The 23,947-nt window shown below is 52.0% G+C and carries 20 protein-coding genes; 8 read left to right on the forward strand and 12 right to left on the reverse strand.

The window, feature by feature from the left end; all coding sequences use genetic code 11:
* Positions 1–134: 134 nt before the first annotated feature.
* Complete coding sequence (yeiB, locus tag KQJ19_RS15545) at positions 135–1,292, reverse strand: DUF418 domain-containing protein YeiB (protein WP_047500983.1); 1,158 nt, start codon at positions 1,290–1,292, stop codon at positions 135–137.
* Between the two features lie 14 nt (positions 1,293–1,306).
* Positions 1,307–1,975, reverse strand: coding sequence for a GTP cyclohydrolase I FolE (folE, locus tag KQJ19_RS15550; protein ID WP_003027410.1), 669 nt, complete (start codon positions 1,973–1,975; stop codon positions 1,307–1,309).
* Positions 1,976–2,297: 322 nt separating this feature from the next.
* Here folE and fghA point away from each other — a divergent pair, with 322 nt between their 5' ends.
* Entirely contained in the window at positions 2,298–3,134 is an 837-nt protein-coding gene (gene fghA / locus KQJ19_RS15555) for an S-formylglutathione hydrolase (RefSeq protein WP_047500981.1), read from the forward strand.
* Between the two features lie 348 nt (positions 3,135–3,482).
* Positions 3,483–5,468 carry a ligand-gated channel protein gene (locus tag KQJ19_RS15560; RefSeq protein WP_016156980.1) on the forward strand — a complete coding sequence of 662 codons (1,986 nt, stop codon included), beginning with the start codon at positions 3,483–3,485 and terminating at the stop codon, positions 5,466–5,468.
* Positions 5,469–5,533: 65 nt separating this feature from the next.
* Here KQJ19_RS15560 and lysP read toward each other — a convergent pair whose 3' ends face one another.
* Entirely contained in the window at positions 5,534–7,003 is a 1,470-nt protein-coding gene (gene lysP / locus KQJ19_RS15565; protein ID WP_047500979.1) for a lysine-specific permease, read from the reverse strand.
* 203 nt (positions 7,004–7,206) lie between these two features.
* Positions 7,207–8,079, reverse strand: coding sequence for a DNA-binding transcriptional regulator YeiE (gene yieE, locus KQJ19_RS15570; RefSeq protein WP_016153725.1), 873 nt, complete (start codon positions 8,077–8,079; stop codon positions 7,207–7,209).
* A 244-nt stretch (positions 8,080–8,323) separates the two neighbouring features.
* On the opposite strand from yieE, the gene KQJ19_RS15575 reads away from it, so the two are divergent.
* The 3 genes from KQJ19_RS15575 to KQJ19_RS15585 all read left to right on the forward strand — a co-directional run bounded on the left by KQJ19_RS15575 (position 8,324) and on the right by KQJ19_RS15585 (position 11,393).
* Positions 8,324–9,373: a YeiH family protein gene (locus KQJ19_RS15575; RefSeq protein WP_016153726.1), complete on the forward strand. Its 1,050-nt coding sequence runs from the start codon at positions 8,324–8,326 to the stop codon at positions 9,371–9,373.
* Between the two features lie 71 nt (positions 9,374–9,444).
* Entirely contained in the window at positions 9,445–10,302 is an 858-nt protein-coding gene (nfo, locus tag KQJ19_RS15580) for a deoxyribonuclease IV (RefSeq protein WP_047500975.1), read from the forward strand.
* 2 nt (positions 10,303–10,304) lie between these two features.
* Positions 10,305–11,393 carry a sugar kinase gene (locus tag KQJ19_RS15585; protein WP_047416236.1) on the forward strand — a complete coding sequence of 363 codons (1,089 nt, stop codon included), beginning with the start codon at positions 10,305–10,307 and terminating at the stop codon, positions 11,391–11,393.
* 43 nt (positions 11,394–11,436) lie between these two features.
* Here KQJ19_RS15585 and KQJ19_RS15590 read toward each other — a convergent pair whose 3' ends face one another.
* From KQJ19_RS15590 to hypT, 4 genes are all read right to left on the reverse strand, one after another.
* Positions 11,437–12,687, reverse strand: coding sequence for a NupC/NupG family nucleoside CNT transporter (locus tag KQJ19_RS15590; RefSeq protein WP_047359178.1), 1,251 nt, complete (start codon positions 12,685–12,687; stop codon positions 11,437–11,439).
* A 96-nt stretch (positions 12,688–12,783) separates the two neighbouring features.
* Entirely contained in the window at positions 12,784–13,719 is a 936-nt protein-coding gene (locus KQJ19_RS15595) for a pseudouridine-5'-phosphate glycosidase (protein WP_016156984.1), read from the reverse strand.
* Positions 13,707–14,648, reverse strand: a complete 942-nt coding sequence (locus tag KQJ19_RS15600) for a pseudouridine kinase (RefSeq protein ID WP_103766549.1) — start codon at positions 14,646–14,648, stop codon at positions 13,707–13,709. Before KQJ19_RS15600 ends, KQJ19_RS15595 begins: the two co-directional genes overlap by 13 nt.
* A 303-nt stretch (positions 14,649–14,951) precedes the next feature.
* Positions 14,952–15,863 (reverse strand): hypochlorite stress DNA-binding transcriptional regulator HypT, encoded by a 912-nt coding sequence (gene hypT / locus KQJ19_RS15605; RefSeq protein ID WP_019077233.1) that lies wholly within the window; start codon positions 15,861–15,863, stop codon positions 14,952–14,954.
* 353 nt (positions 15,864–16,216) lie between these two features.
* On the opposite strand from hypT, the gene KQJ19_RS15610 reads away from it, so the two are divergent.
* Positions 16,217–16,936 (forward strand): amino acid racemase, encoded by a 720-nt coding sequence (locus KQJ19_RS15610; protein WP_049281984.1) that lies wholly within the window; start codon positions 16,217–16,219, stop codon positions 16,934–16,936.
* 76 nt (positions 16,937–17,012) lie between these two features.
* Positions 17,013–18,311, forward strand: a complete 1,299-nt coding sequence (locus tag KQJ19_RS15615; RefSeq protein ID WP_047500971.1) for an anaerobic C4-dicarboxylate transporter — start codon at positions 17,013–17,015, stop codon at positions 18,309–18,311.
* A 79-nt stretch (positions 18,312–18,390) separates the two neighbouring features.
* Here the strand turns inward: KQJ19_RS15615 and fruA are convergent, their stop codons facing one another.
* From fruA to fruB, 3 genes are read right to left on the reverse strand one after another with little or no spacing between them, the layout of a single operon-like run.
* Positions 18,391–20,079: a PTS fructose transporter subunit IIBC gene (fruA, locus tag KQJ19_RS15620; protein WP_016153736.1), complete on the reverse strand. Its 1,689-nt coding sequence runs from the start codon at positions 20,077–20,079 to the stop codon at positions 18,391–18,393.
* Between the two features lie 16 nt (positions 20,080–20,095).
* Positions 20,096–21,034 (reverse strand): 1-phosphofructokinase, encoded by a 939-nt coding sequence (gene fruK, locus KQJ19_RS15625; protein WP_003834544.1) that lies wholly within the window; start codon positions 21,032–21,034, stop codon positions 20,096–20,098.
* Positions 21,034–22,164, reverse strand: coding sequence for a fused PTS fructose transporter subunit IIA/HPr protein (fruB, locus tag KQJ19_RS15630; RefSeq protein WP_016156988.1), 1,131 nt, complete (start codon positions 22,162–22,164; stop codon positions 21,034–21,036). Before fruB ends, fruK begins: the two co-directional genes overlap by 1 nt.
* A 368-nt stretch (positions 22,165–22,532) precedes the next feature.
* Here fruB and setB point away from each other — a divergent pair, with 368 nt between their 5' ends.
* Positions 22,533–23,714 carry a sugar efflux transporter SetB gene (gene setB / locus KQJ19_RS15635; protein WP_216403826.1) on the forward strand — a complete coding sequence of 394 codons (1,182 nt, stop codon included), beginning with the start codon at positions 22,533–22,535 and terminating at the stop codon, positions 23,712–23,714.
* On the opposite strand, the gene KQJ19_RS15640 is transcribed toward setB, so the two are convergent.
* Positions 23,711–23,947, reverse strand: a 237-nt coding sequence (locus KQJ19_RS15640) for a YkgJ family cysteine cluster protein (protein ID WP_216403827.1), incomplete at its 5' end; no start/stop codon positions are given. The genes setB and KQJ19_RS15640 overlap by 4 nt on opposite strands.

Genomic DNA, 23,947 nt, shown 5'->3' on the forward strand with positions numbered 1-23,947 from the left:
CTGTTTTAGATTGCGGTTGCCCGCAGACACCCCAGGCTGGGTATTTTGTCAGCACAATGAAACGCACTGCGTGAGAGATGTCACAGGAATGAAAGCGCTTACATCCGTTTTGTTAACGAATGTGATCCAGATCGTTATCTGGATGTACGCGGCAATGATGTCCCCGCAGCACGCAGGGTTAATTGACGCCACAGCCATTCCACCGGGCCCTGGCGGTAAAAACGTAGCCATATGACGGAGAAAAGTAGGTTAACGGCCCAAACCGGAATGACGAAATACAGCAGCTCCAGTCGGTCAAATTTCATAAATAAGCCGACCTGGTAAAACAGCGTGGTGCAGATTAAGGTTTGTAACAGATAGTTAGTTAATGCCATGCGCCCCACACAGGCGATGGCAATGACCCATTTTAAGCGGCTAAGCTGCGGCCAGAAGCCGAACATCAGCGCGGCGTAACCAATGGTTTGCAACGGCGCGCCCAGCTCTCGCGGGGCTTGTAGCAAGAAGGCACACCAGCGATATGCCCAGTCCAGATGCCACTGAGCGACGATAGCAGGCAGGTTAATCGCCATCCCGAGAATGACCAGCAGTACACCGGTGCGTCGGTAATGCTGTAAGCTGTACTGCCCTTTTAACCAACCGCTGCGCATCAATGCCGCGCCGAGCAGCATCATCCCCGCCAGTTGCCAGCCGTACTGTGCGCCCAGCGCCAGCAAGCTATTGGACATCATATCCACGCGATTGCTGACGGCTTCCATTCCACCGTTTATTTTCCAGTATTTTTCATACAGCAACGCTGAGGCATCCGGCGTCCAGGCACGACTAGTCTCACTCCCGGAGATTACCCCCAGCAGCAGCAATACGCCAACGCCCACCAGATAAAGCAGTACGCCGGTGTTAAATAAGCTTTTTACCGACGGCGCATCACGGATCAACCGCCAACAAATCAGGCCGATTAAGCCATATGCCAGCAGGATATCGCCATCCCAGAAGAGTAAACCGTGAATAAAACCCAATAGAACCAGCAGCGTAAGCCGCGACTGGATCCAGCGTTTACCGCGCGGGAGCAGCATTTGCAGACCGGCACCGAACAGCAGCGCAAACAGCGTGAGGAATTTTACCTGCGCGAAGAGATCGAGCAGCGCCCAGGTCCAGGCGTCGGATAAGGTGATGTTGCCATACCACGCGGGATTGAGGTATGCCGCCTTTGGCAAGCCAAAGGCGCTAATATTGAGAAGCAGGATACCAAGAATGGCGACGCCACGAATAAAATCCAGCGTGACATTACGCTCCATGGTCCCTGCCCTAATCAGTTGTGATGACGTACTGCGCGCAGGAATTCCTGACGCGTGTTCTGGCTGGACTTAAACAATCCGCCAAGAGAAGTGGTCGTGGTCGCACTGGTCGCATCGCGAATGCCGCGCGCTTTCACACAGTAATGTACCGCATCAATCGACACCGCCACATTATTCGTCCCGAGCAGCGTTTGCAGCGCGGTGAGAATTTGCTGGGTGAGACGTTCCTGAACCTGCGGACGCTGTGCGAAAAACTGCACAATGCGGTTAATCTTCGACAGACCAATAACCGAATCTTTCGGGATATACGCCACCGTCGCTTTGCCATCGATAGTAACAAAGTGGTGTTCGCAGGTGCTGGTCAGCGTGATATCGCGGACCGTGACCATCTCGTCCACCTTCATTTTGTTTTCAATGACGGTAATTTTCGGGAAGTTGGCGTAGTCGAGGCCGGAGAAAATCTCATCGACATACATTTTCGCAATGCGATGCGGAGTTTCCATCAAACTGTCATCGCTCAAATCGAGATTGAGCAACTGCATAATCTCGGTCATATGGCCCGAGATAAGACGTTTGCGCGTTTCGTTATCCATCTCTTGCACGGGCGGGCGTAGTGGCGTTTCAAGACCACGCGCGACCAGCGCTTCATGAACCAGGGCCGCTTCTTTACTGAGTGATGACATTTCTTCTTCTCCTGCAGGTGGGGCGCCTCTGCCCTGCATGGGGCAAAGTTTTTAGGCTGTGTCACAGCCAGAACATTGTGCGTGAGGCGGCGCACATAATCCAGTATTCACCGCGATAATTATTGAAATTGGCACAGCCTTTCAGCGTAGCTGATTTCACTTGTCGTTCTACCCGGCGACGTCGAGTGTTAATGTAAAGTTATATAGATGATGAAGTATGTTTGCTCAATGCGGAAGTGAAAGTTGCTCACAGTGCCATGAATAATCTGTATTATGGTGAGTTCGCAAACATATTCAGGTTCAACACAACAAGGAGCCCCGCATGGAAATGCTTGAAGAGCACCGCTGTTTTGAAGGCTGGCAGCAACGCTGGCGTCACGACTCCGCCACGTTAAATTGCACCATGACCTTCAGTATTTTTCTTCCTCCCCCGCGCGATAACACCCCGCCTCCGGTGCTGTACTGGCTGTCGGGTCTGACATGCAATGATGAAAACTTCACGACTAAAGCCGGCGCACAACGCATCGCGGCTGAGCTGGGCATTGTACTGGTGATGCCGGACACCAGTCCGCGCGGCGAGCAGGTTGCCAATGATGATGGCTACGATTTAGGCCAGGGGGCGGGATTTTACCTCAATGCTACCCAACAGCCATGGGCAACGCATTTTCGCATGTATGACTATCTGCGTGATGAGCTGCCGGCACTGATTCAATCGCAGTTTAACGTCAGCGATCGCTGCGCCATCAGTGGACACTCCATGGGCGGTCACGGCGCATTGATTATGGCGCTGAAAAATCCCGGGAAATACACCAGCATTTCCGCCTTTGCGCCGATCGTAAATCCTTGCCGCGTTCCGTGGGGGGAGAAGGCTTTTAGCGCGTATCTGGGTGAAGATAAATCACAGTGGGCCGAGTGGGACAGCTGCGAGTTAATGTTGGCCAGCAAGCCCGCAGACGCGATTCCGACGCTTATTGATCAGGGAGACAGCGATCAGTTTCTCGCCGATCAGCTGCAACCCGCGGTGCTGGCCGAAACGGCCCGTCAAACCGCATGGCCAATGACGCTACGCATCCAGCCCGGTTACGACCATAGCTATTACTTTATTGCGTCGTTTATTGAGGATCACCTGCGCTTCCACGCCCAGTATTTGTTGAAGTAACGCCTGAGTGAGGGCGCCAGCCCTCTTCATTTCTCCATCATTCCTTCACTTTTTCTCCTTTTTTCTTTCTCCACTATCCTATTGATTTAAAAAGCATTACCCTCAAAACGATATCAAACACAAATGATTTCGATTATCATTTGTGTTTACAAACATTCATACTTTTGTACAATCCATTCGCTTCTTTACTGAAAAGAGTCCTTAAAAGACAAATACATACAATTGTCATGGCCTTTCACATGACGCGCTGATCGTTACCCTAAATAATTCGAGTTGTATGAACGCGCGTAGCCACGCATCTGCAACTTGAAGTATGCCGGGTAAATTCATTTAAATGGAATGATACAAATGACTATACCTCACGTTAAGGCTGTAGCTGCCGCAGTATGCGTCGCCAGTCTCCCATCACTCGGGCATGCCGCTGAACAAGACACCGTGGTGGTTACCGCCACCGGCTTCGAACAGAAAATTCAGGACGCTCCCGCTTCGATATCTGTTATTACCAAGCAGCAGATTGAGGACAAAGCCTATCGCGATGTTACCGATGCGCTAAAAGATGTCCCTGGCGTCGTCGTCACCGGCGGGGGTAGCAGCAGCGATATCAGTATTCGTGGTATGGCTTCGCAATACACGCTCTTCCTGGTCAACGGTAAACGCATCAGCACACGCGGCACACGTCCTAACAGCGACAACTCAGGTATTGAGCAAGGTTGGCTGCCGCCGCTGGAATCCATCGAGCGTATCGAGGTAATCCGTGGCCCAATGTCATCTCTGTACGGCTCCGATGCGATGGGCGGCGTCATCAACGTCATCACCAAGAAAGTGTCGAATACCAAAGCCTGGACCGGCTCTCTGCACGGCGATGCCACTTTCCAGGAAGACAGAGACTCCGGCGATATTTATCAGACCAACGCCTATGCGTCTGGGCCACTGATTGACGGATTACTCGGCGCAAAAGTGACCGGATTATTCTCTCATCGGGCGGAGGACAAAATCCTCAATGGCTACAATGAACAGCGTATGCGTAACGGGGGCTTAACCCTGAACTTTACGCCAGATGATAAAAATGACATCGACTTCGATTACGCACGTGAACTGCAGGATCGCGACAGTACGCCAGGCAAATCCATGGCCGAGGAAAGCTGCCGCAACGGAAGCTGCAAGCCCAACAGTAAAAGCGAAAACAAGTATGTGCACACAACGTATTCACTAACCCACAGCGGTTATTACGACGACTTCAACTCCACCAGCTATGTCCAGCAGGAAGAGACCGAAAACCCAGGTCGCCAGATGAAGTCCTACAACACGATTTTCAATAACCAGAACCAGGTCTTCCTTGGGGCGCACACCCTGACGTTGGGCGGGCAATACCGTTATGAAAAACTGAGTGATAACGGCAACCAGCTGCAAGCTGCTGATGGACTGAACAAACTGACCCGCTGGAGCTGGGCGCTGTTTGCTGAAGATGAGTGGGCCGTTACCGATACCTTCACGCTGACTGGCGGTCTGCGTATGGATAAAGATGAAAACTACGGCGACAACTGGACGCCGCGCGGTTATGGCGTATGGCATCTGAGCGATCAATGGACCTTAAAAGGCGGCGTTTCAGCGGGCTATCGCGCACCGGATCTGCGCCAGTCGTCTGCCAGTTGGGGACAGGTCACCGGCGGCGGTAGACTGAACGGAATCATTGTCGGCAACCCGGACCTGAAGCCGGAGAAAAGCCTCAGCGAAGAGATCGGTTTACTGTGGGATAACGGCAACGATCTCAACGCGGGCGTCACGCTGTTCAATACTGACTTCAAAGACAAAATCACCGAAGTGCGCCGCTGTAACAGCAGCTCCGATCCGGCCTGTACCATCGGCAATACCCACTATGACTTCGTCAGCGATCGCGTTAACGTCGATAAAGCCAATATGCGCGGCGTAGAATCCACTTTCGGCTGGAAGATGACTTCCGACATCAACTGGACGGCGAACTACACTTACACGGAATCTGAACAGAAAAGCGGTCAGTTCTCCGGTCAGCCATTGAACAAAATGCCAAAGCATATGTTCAACACCACGCTGGACTGGCAGGCCACGCAGGATCTCGGTTTCTGGAGCCGTCTGAATCTGCGCGGGAAAACGTCTGAATACCTGAGCCGTACCTCCATGGCGCAGGGCACCCCGTCCTATACTCAGGTCGATGTTGGTTTGCGCTATTATGCAAACAAAGATCTGCTGATGACCGCTGGCGTGTATAACGTGCTGGATAAGCAAATCGATTACGATACCTACGACACTGTTCTCGATGGTCGTCGTTACACGGTTGGCCTGACTTACAGCTTCTAAGTCTGGCGCAATAAAAAAACCCCGGCACTCATCATGCCGGGGTTTTTGTTATGCTTTTTATACTGTTATTTCTTCACGCGATCCGGGAATTTCATTTCGCTGTAGCGAACAAAATGAGTTCCTTTCGCCAGCTTATAGCCAAACCAGATAATCAGGAACAGCGGGATACCGATATAGGTTGCCATCACGCCGCCCCAGTCAATGCTATCTTTCAGGAACGCTTCGTAGTTCTGGCCCAGAGTGATAATCAGGCACAGCACAAAGGCGAAGATCGGACCCAGCGGGAAGAAGCCAGAACGGTACGGCAGATCCTTCACATCGCGCCCCTGCAGCACATAACCGCGACGGAAACGATAGTGGCTAATCGCGATCCCCAGCCAGGCGATAAAGCCCGTCATCCCGGAGGTGTTCAGCAGCCAGAGGTACACGGTCTGGTTACCAAACATAGAGGTCAGGAAACACAGCCCCGCCACCACAGTCGTCGCATACAGCGCGTTACGCGGAACACCGCCACGAGACAGTTTGCCGAAAATACGCGGCGCTTTACCGTCGCATGCCAGGGTGTAAAGCATACGCGTGGAGGCATACATCCCGGAGTTACCCGCTGACAGTACCGCCGTCAGGATAACCGCGTTCATTACTGCTGCGGCTGACAGCAGACCCGCATGCTGGAATACCAACGTGAACGGGCTAACGCTGATGTCTTTCACATCGTTGCGCAGCAGGCTCGGATCGGTGTACGGGATAATCAGGCTGATAATCAAAATCGCGAACACATAGAACAGCAGGATTCGCCAAAACACCTGACGCACCGCACGTGGAATGTTCTTTTCAGGATCTTCAGATTCGCCTGCCGCGATACCGATCAGCTCAGTTCCCTGGAAAGAGAAGCCGACGATCATCGCCACGCCAATCATCGCGGCAAAACCCCCGGCAAACGGTGCATCACCGGTCGTCCAGTTGCTCCAGCCCACTGGCTGAGTGCCTTTGAAGATACCGAAAATCATCATCACGCCAACCACGATGAAGATAATTACAGTGGTAACTTTGATCAGCGAGAACCAGTATTCCGCTTCACCAAATCCGCGAACGGAAATGTAGTTCAGCAGGAAGATAACGCCGAGGAACAGTGCGCTCCAGATCCAGCCCGGCGTGTCCGGGAACCACCAGCTCATCACCAACTGTGCGGCCACCAGGTCAACGGCAATCGTTACCGCCCAGTTGTACCAGTAGTTCCAGCCCAGCGCGAAGCCAAAGCCTTCTTCTACGTAGTTTTGACCGTAAGTGGAGAACGAGCCGGAAACCGGCATATAGGCAGCCAGTTCACCGAGGCTGGTCATCAGGAAGTACACCATCAGACCGATCAGGATATAAGAGAACAACGCGCCGCCAGGACCCGCCGCAGAAATAGTTGCACCAGATGCAACGAAAAGACCTGTACCGATGGAGCCTCCAATGGCAATCATCGTCAGGTGACGCGCCTTCAGTTCACGACGTAGCGTGGGCGCTTCTGTGGTTTTAGTTTCGGAAACCATGTGAAAATGCTATCCATCCAAAAAATGAGGCGCGATTGTAGCAGACGAAATGGCATTCTTCCGGCACAAATGCGCTGTTATAAGAGACCTTCATGACTGGCCGCGGATTATAAGTAAAGCAGAAAATGAGCAGCACAAGGCGGTTAAGACGTAACAGCCATTATGGATAGGGTGACCTGACGAGAGTTAGCGCGCTATTCGCCCTACTCAACCTGGTCGCTGTAATATAAAAAACGCGTAATGGCATTGGAGATATGTTTTTGCCGGTGATGAACGCGCCAGAGAGTGCGCACTAAACGCGGTAGTGGCACGGTAACTTCGCTCAGCGTCCCTGCCTGTAACTGCTCCGCAATGACCCGACGCGACAAACAGCTGATCCCGAGACCATGGCGCACCGCATGCTTAATGGCCTCGGAGTTCCCCAACTCCATCGCCATCTGAAATCTTGGCAGATGAGACAACAGCAGGTAATCCACCAGTTCACGCGTCCCCGATCCTCGCTCACGCAGGATCCACGGCGAAGCAGCCAGCTGTTCCAGCGTAACGGGCCCCTTTGTGAGCGGTGACGACGGTGCGGCAAACACCACCAGTTCGTCCTCCAGCCACGGTTCAGAGATGATTTCCGTACTGTGACACGGCCCTTCAATCAGCCCGATGTCTACCCGAAAATCCAGCACCGCATTGATCACGTCCTGGCTGTTGCCCACGCTAAGTTCCAGCGGCAAATCGGGGAAGTCCTGGCGATAACGAGCGATCATGGCGGGCAGAATATAATTACCGATGGTGCTACTGGCATAGACCCGAATGGCGCCATTATCTTTGCGAAAAAGCTGTTCGATTTCGGTGGTTTGCTCAAGTAACGCCAGCGCGCGCGGATAAAGCAAGCGTCCGTGTTCGTTAACCACCAGCCGTTTGCCGACACGGTCAAACAGTTGCACGCCAAGTTGCCCTTCCAGATCGGTAAGCGCCGCACTCACCGCCGACTGCGACAATGCCAGCATGACAGATGCCTGGGTCGTTGAGCCGCTTTTTAGTACCTCAGCAAACACTTCAAGTTGTCGTAGGGTGATATGCATAGTCGTTTTCCACCGGATAGCCGTTACTTATACCCTAAATAATTCGAGTTGCAGGAAGGCGGCAAGAGAGAGCATCCCCCGGAGCGTACTTAAGTACGTGACTGGGGTGAACGAGCGCAGCCAACGCACATGCAACTTGAAGTATGACGGGTATACCACTTATATAGATTAATTATAAATATATAATCAATTTTATTTTTAAACCACTTCGCCTTACTCTTTTACCCAGATAAAGGAGAAGGATATGACAGAACTCACCTTACAGACTCATCGTCGTACAGCGTGGCATTTTATTCCGGGGCTTGCCCTGAGTGCAGTTATCACTGGGGTCGCCTTATGGGGAGGATCCATTCCCGCCGTCGCAGGTGCCGGGTTCAGCGCCCTCACCTTAGCCATCTTATTGGGGATGATTCTCGGCAACACCGTCTATCCGCACATCTGGAAAAGCTGTGACGGCGGCGTGCTGTTCGCGAAACAACATTTATTACGTCTGGGGATTATCCTCTACGGTTTCCGCCTCACCTTCGCGCAAATTGCTGACGTCGGCGTCAGCGGTATCGTGATTGATGTGTTAACGCTAAGCAGTACCTTTATGATTGCCTGTTTCCTGGGGCAGAAAGTATTTGGTCTGGACCGTCACACCAGCTGGCTGATTGGCGCGGGGAGCAGCATTTGTGGTGCCGCCGCCGTGCTGGCAACCGAACCAGTGGTGAAAGCAGAAGCCAGTAAAGTGACCGTCGCTGTCGCCACCGTGGTTATCTTCGGTACTATCGCTATCTTCCTGTATCCGGCGATGTATCCGTTGCTTTCACACTGGTTTAGCCCAGAAACCTACGGCATTTACATTGGCTCCACCATGCATGAAGTTGCACAGGTTGTGGCTGCCGGGCACGCCATTAGCCCGGATGCGGAAAACGCCGCGGTTATTGCCAAAATGCTGCGCGTCATGATGCTGGCACCGTTCCTTATCCTCCTGGCCGCACGCGTTAAACAACTGTCTCCGGCCACGGGCGGTGAGAAGAGCAAAATAACCATTCCATGGTTTGCCATCCTGTTCATTGTGGTCGCAATTTTTAACTCGTTCCACCTGCTGCCACAGTCAGTAGTGAACATGCTGGTAACGCTGGACACCATTTTGCTGGCAATGGCGATGGCGGCCCTGGGGTTGACCACGCACGTTAGCGCGCTGAAAAAAGCCGGTGCCAAACCGTTACTGATGGCCCTGCTGCTGTTTGTCTGGCTGATTGTGGGTGGCGGTGCGATTAACGTCGCTATCCACGCGCTGATGGCATAAACGATCACGACTCACCTCTATTAACCCGCTATACTCTCCCTTTTTGTATTTGAGTATGGCGGGTTAAATTTATGAAATATATCGGAGCGCACGTAAGCGCCGCTGGCGGTCTGGCTAACGCCGCTATTCGAGCCGCAGAAATCGAAGCGACCGCATTCGCCCTGTTCACCAAAAATCAGCGCCAGTGGCGTGCCGCGCCGCTGACCACCGAAATCATTGATGATTTTAAATCTGCCTGCGAGAAGTATCATTATACTGCCGCCCAGATCCTGCCTCACGACAGTTACCTGATTAACCTCGGTCATCCGGTTAGCGATGCGCTGGAAAAATCACGTGATGCGTTTATAGAAGAAATGCAGCGCTGTGAACTGCTGGGCTTATCCTTGCTGAACTTTCACCCGGGCAGCCATTTGATGCAGATCCCGGAAGATGAATGTCTGGCGCGCATTGCCGAATCCATCAACATCGCCCTTGCTGAGACCCAGGGCGTTACGGCAGTTATCGAAAATACCGCCGGACAAGGCAGCAACCTTGGATTTAAGTTTGAGCACCTTGCCGCCATTATCGACGGCGTCGAAGATAAGTCCCGCGTCGGCGTCTGTATTGATACCTGCCATGCCTTCGCGGCCGGTTACGATTTGCGCTCCGTCGAGGAATGTGAAAAGACGTTTGCGGAATTTGAACGTATTGTCGGCTTCAGGTACCTACGCGGTATGCACCTGAACGACGCCAAGAGCGCATTTGGCAGTCGCGTTGACCGTCACCACAGCTTAGGTGAAGGCAATATTGGCCACGATGCGTTCCGTTGGATCATGCAGGACAATCGTTTTGACGGCATTCCGCTGGTGCTGGAAACGATTAATCCAGATATCTGGGCAGAAGAGATTGCCTGGCTGAAAGCCCAGCAAACAGAAAAAGCGGTGGCATAATCATGAACGACAGGGAAAAGCAGATCCTTAAGATCCTGCGTCGCAATCCGTTGATTCAGCAGAATGAAATCGCCGATATTTTGCAGATCAGCCGTTCACGCGTTGCTGCGCATATTATGGATTTGATGCGTAAAGGCATGATCAAAGGTAAAGGTTATATCCTTACCGAACAGGATTATTGCGTGGTTGTCGGGGCGATCAATATGGATATTCGTGGTGTTGCTGACATCCACTATCCTCAGGCTGCCTCTAACCCTGGTAGCATTCACTGCTCGGCAGGCGGCGTGGGACGCAACATCGCCCACAACCTGGCGCTGCTGGGCCGTGACGTCCACTTAATCTCCGCTGTTGGCAGTGATTTCTATGGCGAAACATTGCTGGAACAAACGCGTCAGGCCGGTGTTAACGTTTCCAGTTGCATACGCCTGCATGGACATAACACCTCAACTTACCTGTCGATCGCTAATCAGCAGGAAGAGACCGTACTGGCAATTAACGATACCCATATCCTGCAACAATTGACGCCGCAGTTACTGAACAGTTCGCGAGATTTGATCCGCCATTCCGGTGTCGTACTGGCAGATTGCAATCTGACTGCCGAAGCCATTGAGTGGGTCTTTACTATTGCTGATGATATTCCGGTATTCATTGACACCGTTTCAGAGTTCAAAGCGGCAAAAATGAAGACCTGGTTTACGCGTATTCATACGCTAAAACCAACGCAGAAAGAGCTGGCGATTTTGTGGGGTCAACCTATTCATTCAGATGCCGATCGCGTACTGGCCGTTAACAGTCTCCATCAGCAAGGGGTAAAACGAATCTTTGTTTGCCTGGAAGATGAATCCGTTTTTTGCAGCGAAAAGGACGGAGAACAGTTTTTACTGACGCCTCCTGAGCATACGGTTGTAGACAGTTTTGGCGCCGACGATGCTTTTATGGCGGGATTGCTGTACAGCTTTCTGGAAGGTAGTGAATTTCGTGAAAGCGCTCACTTTGCCATGGCCTGCGCGGCATTATCGCGAGCCAGCGTCAGCATCAACAACCCAACCCTCTCAGCAGATAACGCCTTGTATTTGCTGCAAACTGCTTAAATGTAATGCCGGATGGCGCTACGCGTATCCGGCATTATTTTCGCTATGCCAGCCCGATAAAGAAACCGGCTATAGTGGCGCTCATCAGGTTTGACAGCGTTGCTGCTGCCAGCGCGCGCATGCCAAGCTGCGCGATTTCCGGGGCACGCTGTGGCGCTATCGCCGAAAATGCCCCGACGACAACGCCAATCGAACCAAAGTTAGCGAAACCGCACAGCGCAAACGAGATAATCGCAATGGTCTTCACATCCAGCGTTCCACCCGTTTGCAGATACGGCGAGAAGTTGAGATAAGCGACAAACTCATTAATCGCCAGCTTCTGTCCGATCAGGCTGCCTGCCAGCGTCGCATCGCCCCAGTCCACACCCATAATCCACGCCAGCGGGGCTAGCGCATAGCCAAAGATCCCTTCCAGAGTGGCGTGACCAAAGCCAAACCACCCACCAATTCCGCCAATAATGCCGTTAATCAGCGCGATAATGGCGACAAATGCCATTACGACCGTCGCCACGCCAGCGGCAATTTTCAGCCCGGTCATCGCTCCGCTCGCCGCTGCTTCGATGATGCTTTTCGGTGGCGTTTCAGTAAATGACAGGTTCTCAAAGGTGACGCGAGATTCTTCAGTTGCCGGACTCAGCATACGCGCGAACAAAATACCGCCAGGGATTGCCATCAACGATGCCGCCAGCAAATAGTCAATCGGAACGCCCATTCCGGCGTAACCGATCATCATTGAGCCAGCAATCGAGGCCATCCCGCTACAAATAGCGGTAAACAGCTCATTGCGATTCAGGCGGTCAATAAACGGCTTCACGATCGCCGGGATCTCGTTTTGCCCGAGGAAAATCGTCGTTACGGCGACAAATGACTCGATCTTACTGATGTTCAGCGCTTTCTGGAAAATACCGCCGAGGATGCGGATCAACAGCCCCATCACGCCAATGTAGTAGAGAAGACTGATCAGTGCGGTCACAAAAATGATGGCCGGTAGCACCCGAAAAGCAAAGATAAACCCGGCTCCGTCAAACAGCACATCCATTTTTGGCCCAACCAGGGAGCCAAAGATAAATGCGCTTCCCGCGTCACTGTATGACATCACCTTGTGGACACCGAGCGCAGCCTGTTCAACCAGCCATTTTCCCGGCGGGAAGTACAGCATAATGCCGCCGATTGCGATTTGCAGTACCAGTGCAGCCCCGACCGTGCGCAGACTTATACGTTTTTTATTTACTGACAGCAGAAACGCGATGGCCAGTAATACCACCATACCCACAACACTTCTCATTATATCCATAATGAAATTCCCTTCATGCCAGGAAACCCGGCGTTATCGCCAGGTTTTGGTAGGTTTGATATTCGCGGGCGACCGCATTCTGCCCGGGAAATTCTGTCAGACGAGGCGCTGATACTCCTTCGCAATTTCACAGGCCAGTACCGCATTGTTGAACACCAGCTGAATATTTGATTTCAGGCTGTCACCACCGGTCAGCTCTGCAACCCGCGCTAACAGGAACGGCGTACTCTCTTTGCCCACAACGCCCTGATCTTCCGCTTCTTTTACCGCCCGATCGATTGCCGCATTAATTTTCTCTTCGGCCATCGCAAACTGCTCTGGGATGGGGTTCGCAACAACCAGACCGCCGTCGAGACCCGTTTGCCATTTCACCGCCATGGCACGGGCAATCTCTTGCGCACTGTCCAGACGGATACTGACCTCAAACGGACTGGTACGGCAGAAAAATGCTGGCAACGCGTTGGTTTGATAACCAATTAACGGCACACCAAAGGTTTCTAAATATTCAGTAGTTAAGCCGAGATCAAGAATAGATTTCGCCCCGGCACAAATTACCGTGACATTGGTATGCGCCAGTTCTTGCAGATCCGCGGAAATATCAAAGGTATGTTCAGCACCACGATGAACTCCACCTATTCCCCCTGTCGCAAATACTTTAATTCCCGCCAGGGCGGCAATAATCATGGTTGAGGCAACAGTCGTTGCACCATTTTTTCCTGCCGCGACCACAAACGGCAAATCACGACGACTTACTTTCGTAACGCTATGACCTTCTCGCCCAAGCAGCTCAATTTCATCTTTGCTTAAACCAACTTTCATTATTCCGCCAATAATGGCAATGGTTGCAGGAACCGCACCGTGTTTACGAATAGTTTCTTCTACTTCAATCGCTGTCTGGGCATTCTGCGGAAATGGCATACCATGAGAAATAATGGTTGATTCAAGTGCAACAATCGGCTTCTTACTGTTTAATGCTTCCTGTACTTCTGGAGATATTTGTAATAATTCAGAGGAAAGAGTTAATTCAGACATTCTGTGTTCTCCACTAATGAGCTTACATTCGCAACAGACAAATCAGGGTTATTGGTATATTCACAGGCTAACGCCATTGATGAACAACCCTGCGCAAATCGAACCGAATCAATAAAGGGCATGCCGTCTACCCAGCAGGAAGCCAGTCCAGCCATCATCGCATCGCCAGCCCCGGTAACATTAATGACGTGAGTTTTAATCGGCAGCGACCAACCACGACTCCCCGCAATATCACTGTAATAAACACCGTCGCCGCCCATGCTGAGCACCAGCCTATTTAAGCCGCGATCATGAAACCAGGCGGCGACTTGACCCACGTCATCACGCCCGGAAAGCGCAATACCGCTTAGCGTTTCGGCTTCAAGCCGGTTGGGTTTAAGAGTGTGAATTTGTCCAAGCCGCTCGCGAATTTTGACGCATTTCCATGCCGATACCGGGTCAACAAACACCGGAACCTCTCCGGCATTTTCCAGCACCCATGCCAGGGCATCTTCGCTGATATTGCAATCGGCGACGATGACTTTCGCCTGCCGAATAAAATCATGATGCTGTGATAAAAAATCTGCTGAAATATGTTCGGTAATGCTCATATCATTAATGGCAACCAACATTTCACCGGTGTTATCAAGCAATGATAAATAACTGGACGTATTCTCTCCGGGAACGATAAGACACTTATCAACATGAACTCCGGATTGATTGGTTTGCGCCAATAACGATTGTCCATAAAAATCATTACCAACCGCCGTCAGTAACCATGAATTTTTCCCCAGCAGCGCGAGATTATGTGCAATGTTACGTCCAACTCCGCCGGGGGTGAATTTTATCTTTCCTGGATTCGAATCCGCATAATTTAGAGAAGCATGCGAATACCCAGCAACATCCATATTGGCCGAGCCAATAGTTACTATGTATTCCTTTTCACGCATAGCACGTCCCCTGGCAATTAACTTGCCACAAATGAGTTCGTTAAAAATAACCAACGCCACACATCAGGTTATTAGAGCACATGTTCACTATCAAACATATGTTCATAGTAAGCGTGTTTTTGACAAAGTAAATCCATATTCAAGATCTAAACTCAATAGATATGAACAGAATCACAATTTTTTATAGATACAGTCTGTAAGGGAAAGAGAAAATGAGAGGTAGTACACAATTCAAGCAGTCTAAAGAGTTTAACTCCGGCATAACCGGAGATTTTTCAGATGCGCCAGGGGATCCGGTTCGTATCAACTGAGCGAAACAAGGTCCTCTGGCATATGGTTGTACAAAATCCGCCAGAAGTGCTCAGCCGTTTTATTCAACCGGGTATCCATTCGGTAAATATAAGCCTGAATAGGCACCATCAGTTCCGGCGTCTGCAGACAAACCAGCCGCTTTTCGCGCAGTTCGTTTACGATTGTCCACGCCGGCAGCCAGGCGATACCATGCCCATCCAATGCCATATTTTTTAATAACTCACTCATCGAAGACATAAACAGCGTACGGGCTGAAATGCCGCCTACTTCCGCCAGATGACGGTTTACCAATCTTCCCATGTAGGATGTGCTGGTATAGTTCAGAATCGGCGCCTGCGACTGATAGATATCAAACAACGCCTTACCCTGCGCATCAGCAGCACACACGGGGTACAGTTCAGACTCAAAAACCTTCAAGCCGCAGAAAGGAGACTGCATTAAGTCTTCATCCCGAAAGGAGATAATAAAATCGCTTTTCCCCTCGCGCAGAGTATTCACCGCCTGAACAACATCAATAGCTTCAACGTGATAGACAAACTCCTCCCCCCAGGCCGCCATTGAGTGCACCAGTCTGGGCAACATCGTCAGCGACAGAGAATGTGCCGCCGCTATTTTGATATTGGGTACACCCAGTAAATTGTGGCCGCTTAGCTCATCCAGATTACATTCCAGCTGTTGCAACAAACTACGGGTTTGCGAATGAAATAGCTTGCCCTCCTCCGTGAGTTGCAGTGGGCTCGTTGTGCGATCAAAAAGCAGCACACCCACGGCTGATTCGAGCGCCTTGATCCGCCGACTAAATGCCGGTTGGGATATGTTACGCTCCTCAGCCGCTTGGGAAAAATGACGGCATGCCTCCAACGTCAGAAAGTCATATAACCATTTTGTCTCAATATTTTTCATGCTTATCACGCGGATATTTAAATATGCCTATTAGCCTTAAAGCATCATGCCTGAATAGTTCCGGAGATGACATTCATCATTAGCGCCCCGTGATTCGTTTTTTGCATCAAGGCTTCATTTTTAACATTAACATACTTCTCTCCCTATCGGTTACGACCGCTTGTCCGCTGCGTAACGCGGAGCCTCTGGCCGAATACCGGCCTGCTGAGGTTACACAATAAACCACAGTCATGCGGTTTTTGCATTGAACCATACATTATTGCATTTCTCCTCACCTCTCACTGCTGTTAAACATTATCAGCAGACACAACCCGGCTCTGAATATTAATCATCGGTGAATTGAGGTATATATCGTGAAAGGTTTAATTGGCGTGCTTGGTGGTATGGGACCTGCTGCAACGGTCGATCTGTTTAATAAATTCGTCACTTTTACCGCTGCGCAACGTGACCAGGAACATATCCCCTTAATTATTTCATCTATTCCTGACATTCCTGACAGAACCGACGCGTTAATGCATCATGGTCATTCCCCACTTCCGGCAATGCGCGATTATATGCATAAACTCGAAGATGCTGGCGCCGAGTGTATTGTGATCCCCTGTAACACCGCCCACTTTTGGTTTAATGAATTAAAAGCGTGCTGCCATACAGAGCTGCTCAGTATCGTTGAAACGACCATCAATGAGGTTAAAAACTGCGGGAAATCGCAAATCGGATTACTCGCCACCAACGCCACTTTATACATGGGCCTCTATCAAAAAGGCATAGAATCTCTTGGGTTAACCTGCATCAGCCCTGACTCATCCAGTCAGGAAAAAGTGATGGAAAGCATCTATTGCTTAAAAGCTGGTGATGCTAAGCGGGCACAAACGCTGATGAATGAACAGGCTGAAGCACTCTTCTCACGCGGGGCACAAGTCATCGTGCTCGGATGTACTGAAGTTCCTGTCATTCTTGCTGAAGCAGTCAAAAAGTCACCTGAAAAATATATTGATTCAACCGGTTCGTTGGTTCGTGCCGGTATTAAATGGTACGAGAAACGCGTTGGTAAAAATCACCTTTTGGCACAATGAATGTCCATACCTGTTTAATTGTTGCATTAAATAAAAATCCATTTTAATTACAAATTACTCTCTGGCGGAGGCCATTATGATTTGGCTAGAAATTATCGTAGTGTTGGGCGCAATATTTTTCGGTATCCGCCTTGGCGGAATTGGTATTGGTTTATGTGGCGGGCTGGGGCTGGCTATTTTAACGCTGGGATTTGGGCTGCAAATTGGTTCACCCCCCGTTGACGTTATTCTTATTATTATGACGGTGGTGGTGGCGGCATCGGCGCTACAGGCCGCCGGAGGCATGGATTATCTGGTTCGCATTGCCGGTAATTTTATGCGCCGTAACCCTAAATATATCAATATTATTGCGCCGATTATCACCTGGTCGATGACGATTATGGCGGGAACAGGGTTCATCGTCTTTTCTACTCTGCCGGTGATTGCCGAAGTTGCCAAAGAGTCAGGTATTCGCCCTTCTCGTACGCTCGCAGGCTCCGTAGTCGCTTCTCAGGTGGCGATATCCGGTTCGCCGATCAGTGCCGCAATGGCCGCTATGCTGACTATTATGGAAGGCAACGGTATCAGCTTTATTCAGGTCATGGCGGTATGTCTGCCTGCCTCATTTGTCGCCGCGATGGTCGCCGCTTTTATCGCCTCACGTCAGGGATGTGAGCTACAGGATGATGAAGTCTATCTGGAACGCCTGCAAAAAGGACTGGTGCGTAAATATGCAGGGCAAAACAGCACAACGCCAGGTGCCAGACTGTCAGTCGCCCTGTTTATGCTGGCAACGGTGGTCATCGTTATTCTTGCCGCATGCCCTCAATTGCGCCCTGGATTCGATGCAGGTAACCCCATGAATACCCGGGATATTATCATTATCTGCATGCTAGCTGCCGCGTGTCTGATGGTGGTGCTATGCAAAACATCAACAGACGCGATTGTCCTGACATCCACATTTCGCGCGGGTATGAGTTCGTTGGCAGTGATTCTGGGGATTGTTACGCTGGGCACAACCTTCATTGATGCCCACTTAACGGGGATAAAGGATATCGCGGGCGATATTCTACGGGCTTATCCGATGCTGTTGGCGTTGGTGCTGTTTGGTACCTGCGCGCTTCTCTATTCGCAGGGAGCCACCACGCCGCTGATTATCCCTCTTGCCGTCGCGCTCGGCGTACCCACATGGGCCATTCTGGCTTCCTATGTCGCAGTGACCGGCGTGTTTGTTCTGCCAACTTATCCGACTTCGCTGGCGGCAATGGAGTTCGACACCACCGGGACAACGCGCGTGGGTAAGTATGTCTTAAACCATCCGTTTATGTTGCCAGGGCTTGGCGGGATCATTGCTGGCGTTGCCTTTGGTTTTATCATCGCGCCAATGATTGCCTGAACCGGTTTAACACTACCAGGCAGATCTTATGGATAAAAAAAGGGGCAGAGAAATCTCTGCCCCGGATGTCAGCGTTAAATCAGGCCGCCTTTGCCACAACCTCTGCTTCCGGGCGTTTCAGCACCGCGTAGGAGAGACCGGCTACCAGCGTACCGGCAATAATGGCCAGCAGGTATCCAACCACCGGAGTGATTGCGCCAGGGATTAACAGCACGAACAGACCGCCGTGCGGCGCCATCAGCTTAGCCCCCACCGCCATCGAGATAGCCCCGGTAATCGCGCCGCCAACGATACAGCAAGGCAAAACGCGCATCGGGTCACGGGCAGCGAATGGGATAGCCCCTTCGGTAATAAAGCACAGGCCCAGTACCAGCGCAGCTTTACCGCCTTCCTGCTGCGCTTTGTCGAACTTACGACGCGCCACCAGCGTTGCCAGCCCCAGGGCCAGCGGAGGCACCATACCCGCCGCCATAATCGCCGCCATCGGCGCATAGGTTTGCGTACTAAGCAGGCCCACACCGAAAGCATACGCCGCTTTGTTAACCGGACCGCCCATATCGGTACACATCATGCCGCCAAGAATCGCTCCAAGCAGCACCGCGTTCGCGGTTCCCATGGTTTGCAGCCAGTGGGTCAGACCTTCCAGAATGCCCGCCACTGGTTTACCGATCAGGTAGATCATGGCCAGACCAACCACCAGGCTTGAGAGCAGCGGAATGATCAGGATCGGTTTTAGCGCTTCCATACTCTGCGGGAGTTTCAGCTTCGTGCTGATGAGCTTCGCCACATAACCGGCAAGGAAACCGGCAATAATCCCGCCAATAAAGCCGGAACCGGTGCTCACCGCCAGCATACCGCCGATAAGACCAGGCGTCAGACCCGGACGGTCAGCGATGGAAAACGCGATGTAGCCCGCCAGAACCGGCACCATCAGCGCGAAAGCTGAACCACCGCCAATCTGCATCAGCGCCGCCGCCAGCGTACCCTGCTCCTTGAATGCTTCGATACCAAAAGCGAATGAGAGTGCAATACACAGACCGCCAGCAACCACCATCGGCAGCATGTAGGATACGCCCGTCAGCAGGTGACGATACGCGCCAGCGCTCTCTTTCTTACCTTCAGTGGTTGCAGACTGCGCTTTGCCGGCAGGCTGGTACGGCGTTGCTTCTTCCAGCGCTTTATCCAGCTCCTGCTTCGTTTTCTTCAGCGCAAGGCCAGTAGAAGTACGGTACATTGGTTTTCCGGCAAACTTCGCCAGATCAACTTCAATGTCAGCCGCCACAATCACCAGATCCGCCTGAGCCACCTCTTCCGGCGTAATGGCATTGCCTGCGCCAACAGAACCACGGGTTTCAACCTTCACCCACCAGCCACGTTTTTTCGCTTCCGTTTCAATAGCTTCAGCGGCCATAAACGTATGGGCGACACCAGTTGGACAAGCCGTCACCGCCACCACGCGTTTTGGACCACTACTGGCCACGGACGCTGTCGCAACCGGAGCGCTATAAGGTTTTGCGTGGCCTTTCGCTTCACTGAGGAAAAGTTCAGGATGCGCAACCGCACGACCAATATCGCCCAGCCAGACTTTTTTGCCGTTCAGCGAACTGTCGGCAGGCAGCGTGTCGCCCAGAACAATTGCCAGTTCGGCATCATTAGGATTATCAATAATTTCCAGATGTGCTTTCTGCGCCGCCGCTCCAAGCAGGGTTTTCGCCATATAAGCGCGAGCCTGGCCGAGATTAGCGTCAATAATCAGCAGCGTTTTCATTATGCCTCTCCTGCTGTCAGTTAAACGGTTTTAAGTCGACACGCGCCATCATTGCGGCCAACTGAGGACGATCGGTAATGCCCACATTGCTTTGGCTTACCGCCAGGGCGGCAACAGCGGTTGCCAGACGCAGGGTGTGTTCACTGGATTCACGCATCAGCAGGCCGTAAATCAGGCCGCCAACCATTGAATCACCCGCGCCTACGGTGCTTACCACCTCGACTGACGGCGGTTTAGCAATCCACTCACCCGAAGCGTTAACCCACAGCGCACCTTCCGCGCCAAGTGAAATCACCACGTGAGCAATACCCTGCTCGCGCAACGCATGTGCAGCTTCAATCACATCTTTCATTTCTGGCAGCTTACGGCCTGCCCAGATTTCCAGTTCACGACGGTTTGGTTTCACCAGCCACGGTGCCGCTTTCAGACCGGCCACTAATGCTTCACGACTACTATCAAAGATAATGCAAGGACACTGACTGCGCAGGCGCGTCATCCAGTCGGTGAATGCTTCCGGGCTAACGCCGGTCGGCAAACTGCCGCTGACGCACACCATGTCGAACTGGCCCAGCCAGCTCAGCGAGTCATTCACAAAGCGTTCCCAGTCAGCCGGGGTGACTTCAAAGCCGGAGAAATTGAAATCAGACACTTCGCCGTCTTTTTCGGTCAGCTTGACGTTGATACGCGTACGCCCCTGTACAACCTGAAAACGGTTGGCGATACCCAGCTCGCTGAACAACTGCTGAAAACCATCCTGGTTGTCTTTACCGAGGAAACCGCCCACCGTTACATCGATACCTAAATCTTTCAGAACCTTAGCGACGTTAATCCCTTTCCCTGCCGCATGCAGACCGGTCGTTTTAACCAGGTTCACTTCACCGCGTTCAATTTCCGGGCAGAAACCCACCAGATCGTAGGCTGGGTTAAGGGTGATAGTAGCAACACGTCTGCTCATTACGCGCCCTCCCCAAGACCCGCCGCGATGGCTTCGCCAATCGCTTTCAGCGCCTGTTCAGCATCTTCACCCTGGGCGGTAAAGCGCAGGTGATGTCCTTTCTTCACGCCTAATGCCACAACTTTCATCAGACTGCGTCCATTCGCCGGCTTGCCGGTTCCATCAAGATTTGTCACGGTAATTTCACTGTTAAATTGTTTAATCGTATTCACCAGCATGGTGCCCGGGCGGGCGTGTAAACCATGCTCATTGCGCACTATAAATTCGGCGCTCAGTACATCATCAGTTAAGGCATCATCGCTGGTCAGCAGCGCCAGCACCGTTGCCGCATCGGCTTTCAACAAACGGTCAGCTTTATTATTCAGCAGCAGATCGCCAAGGCGCTTCAGCACCGCAACCGGTTGTTCGTCATTCATGGCGACGGTCACCAGCAGGGCTGCCGCTTCACCTTGTACATCGAACGCTGTTGCTGCGCGGCTGACCGCAACGGCGCTGCGCACATTGCCTTCAGCACAGTCATTCAGCCAGATCCCCTGACCGAGATTCATCGGTTGCTCATTAATGGCTCTGGCCACAAAGGTGGCGTCAACCGCGCCGACCTCTTTCAGCCGTGCGGCGTTGAGCGCCTGCAGCGTGACCAGCGAGTTGGCAACGACGTCCAGCGACAGCGTTTCGTTATCAAGCTTCAGCTGTTCGCTTTGCTTTTCCCCCATCAGCAACGCGCGCAACTCTTCCGCCGTGGTCGCAGATTTCAGCTGTTCAGCGACGGAGTCATCGCTCAGCACGTGCGTCAGCTGACGCAGTAAACCGAGGTGCTCATCAGAGCTGGCGGCGATGCCGATTGCCACATAAGCAACCTGCCCTTCACCCCAGATCACACCCTGCGGAAACTGAAACACCTGCACGCCGGTTTTCAGCACCCGATCGCGCGTGTCCGTCGTACCGTGAGGAATAGCAATACCGTTGCCGAGGAACGTGGACGTCTGTTGTTCACGCGCCAGCATGCCATCGACGTAGCCTTCCGCTACGTTACCTGCCAGCACTAAGGCAGCGGCAACCTGGCGAATAGCCTCTTCTTTATTCCCGGCCTGTTCGCCCGGGTGAATATCCTGAACAGATAACTGGAACATGGTTCTCCTCTCCCGCTGATTTGAAACGATTCAGCTAACATGAGAAAAAAGGCGTCACCTGACTCCATCAGTTATGGCGAGATGACGCTGAAACGTTTCAAGAAGTCTTGCTCTTTTTTCTTCAGCACACAAGTAAAGTTGACAAATTACTTGCTGAATTTAGAGATAACGCACATTTTTTCCGCGGAGGAGAAAAAATTGCTGACGCAAAAACGGCGTCAGCCTGTCAGATTCAGCAGCGTCAGCAAACTGCTTTCTCTGACTGAAATGCTATTTTGATTTTTGATGCCGATTTTGATTTGGCTCCCTGTTTATTTTCTGACAAGCAGCGTAAACTCCGCGTCTCTTCACATTATTGATATCAAAACATGCACAACACCCCCGTAGCCGCCACACCCAAGGCGTTTGATTTAACGTCTTCGGCGTTCCTGCTTGTCGCATTTCTGACGGGTATCGCCGGTGCGTTGCAGACGCCAACGCTCAGCCTTTTTCTGACGGATGAAGTCCATGCCCGTCCCGGCATGGTCGGGTTCTTTTTTACCGGTAGCGCCGTGATCGGCATTTTGGTGAGTCAGTTTCTGGCTGGACGTTCAGATAAAAAAGGCGATCGCAAAAACCTGATTGTGTTTTGCTGCGTGCTGGGGATGTTGGCCTGCGTGCTGTTCGCCTGGAACCGTAACTATTTTATTCTGCTGTTTGTCGGGGTATTCCTCAGCAGCTTCGGTTCGACCGCCAACCCGCAAATGTTTGCTCTCGCCCGCGAGCACGCCGACCGTACGGGTCGGGAAGCCGTCATGTTCAGTTCAATATTACGTGCGCAGGTTTCGCTGGCCTGGGTGATTGGCCCGCCGCTGGCCTACGCGCTCGCCATGGGGTTTAGCTTTACGGTGATGTACCTCAGCGCGGCGGTGGCGTTTGTTGTCTGCGGCGTAATGGTCTGGCTGTTCTTACCCTCGATGAGTAAAAACGTGCCTCTCGCGACAGGCGCGGTAGAAGCCCCGCGCCGCAATCGACGCGACACGCTGCTACTGTTTGTTATCTGCACATTAATGTGGGGGACCAACAGTCTCTATATCATTAATATGCCGTTGTTTATTATCAACGAGCTGCATCTGCCGGAAAAGCTGGCGGGCATCATGATGGGAACTGCCGCGGGGCTGGAAATCCCAACCATGTTGATTGCCGGATACTTCGCGAAGCGTCTGGGCAAACGCCTGTTAATGAGAATCGCCGTTGTCGCCGGATTTTTCTTTTATGCCGGCATGCTGTTAGCCCACTCTCCGGCGATATTACTTGGCTTACAGCTGCTGAACGCGATTTATATCGGCATCCTCGGCGGGATTGGCATGCTCTATTTCCAGGATCTGATGCCGGGACAAGCGGGTTCAGCCACGACTCTCTATACAAATACCATTCGCGTGGGCTGGATTATTGCCGGATCGTTGGCGGGTATTGCCGCTGAAATCTGGAACTATCACGCGGTATTCTGGTTTGCGCTGGTGATGATCGTCGCCAGCGTCGCGTGCCTGACGCGCATCAAAGACGTTTAAGGTGCGGTCAGCGCCTCGAGCTCGATGAGATAGACCATGGCCTGGTGCGTCGTCTGTCCGCACATTTCCGCACTGGGCTGTAAACCGGCGCACACTTTTGGCCGCAGAGGCGAAGCAAAAATTTTACAGCGCAGGGATTCATCCAGCTGAACGCATGGTGTATTAGCGGGCTTGCCATCAGGCATGCCGGGGATGGGACTGGAAATTGAAGGCGCGGTGCAACATGCACCACA

This window comes from Citrobacter sp. S46_ASV_140 (assembly GCF_018919545.1).
Classification (GTDB): Bacteria; Pseudomonadota; Gammaproteobacteria; order Enterobacterales; family Enterobacteriaceae; genus Citrobacter; species Citrobacter braakii.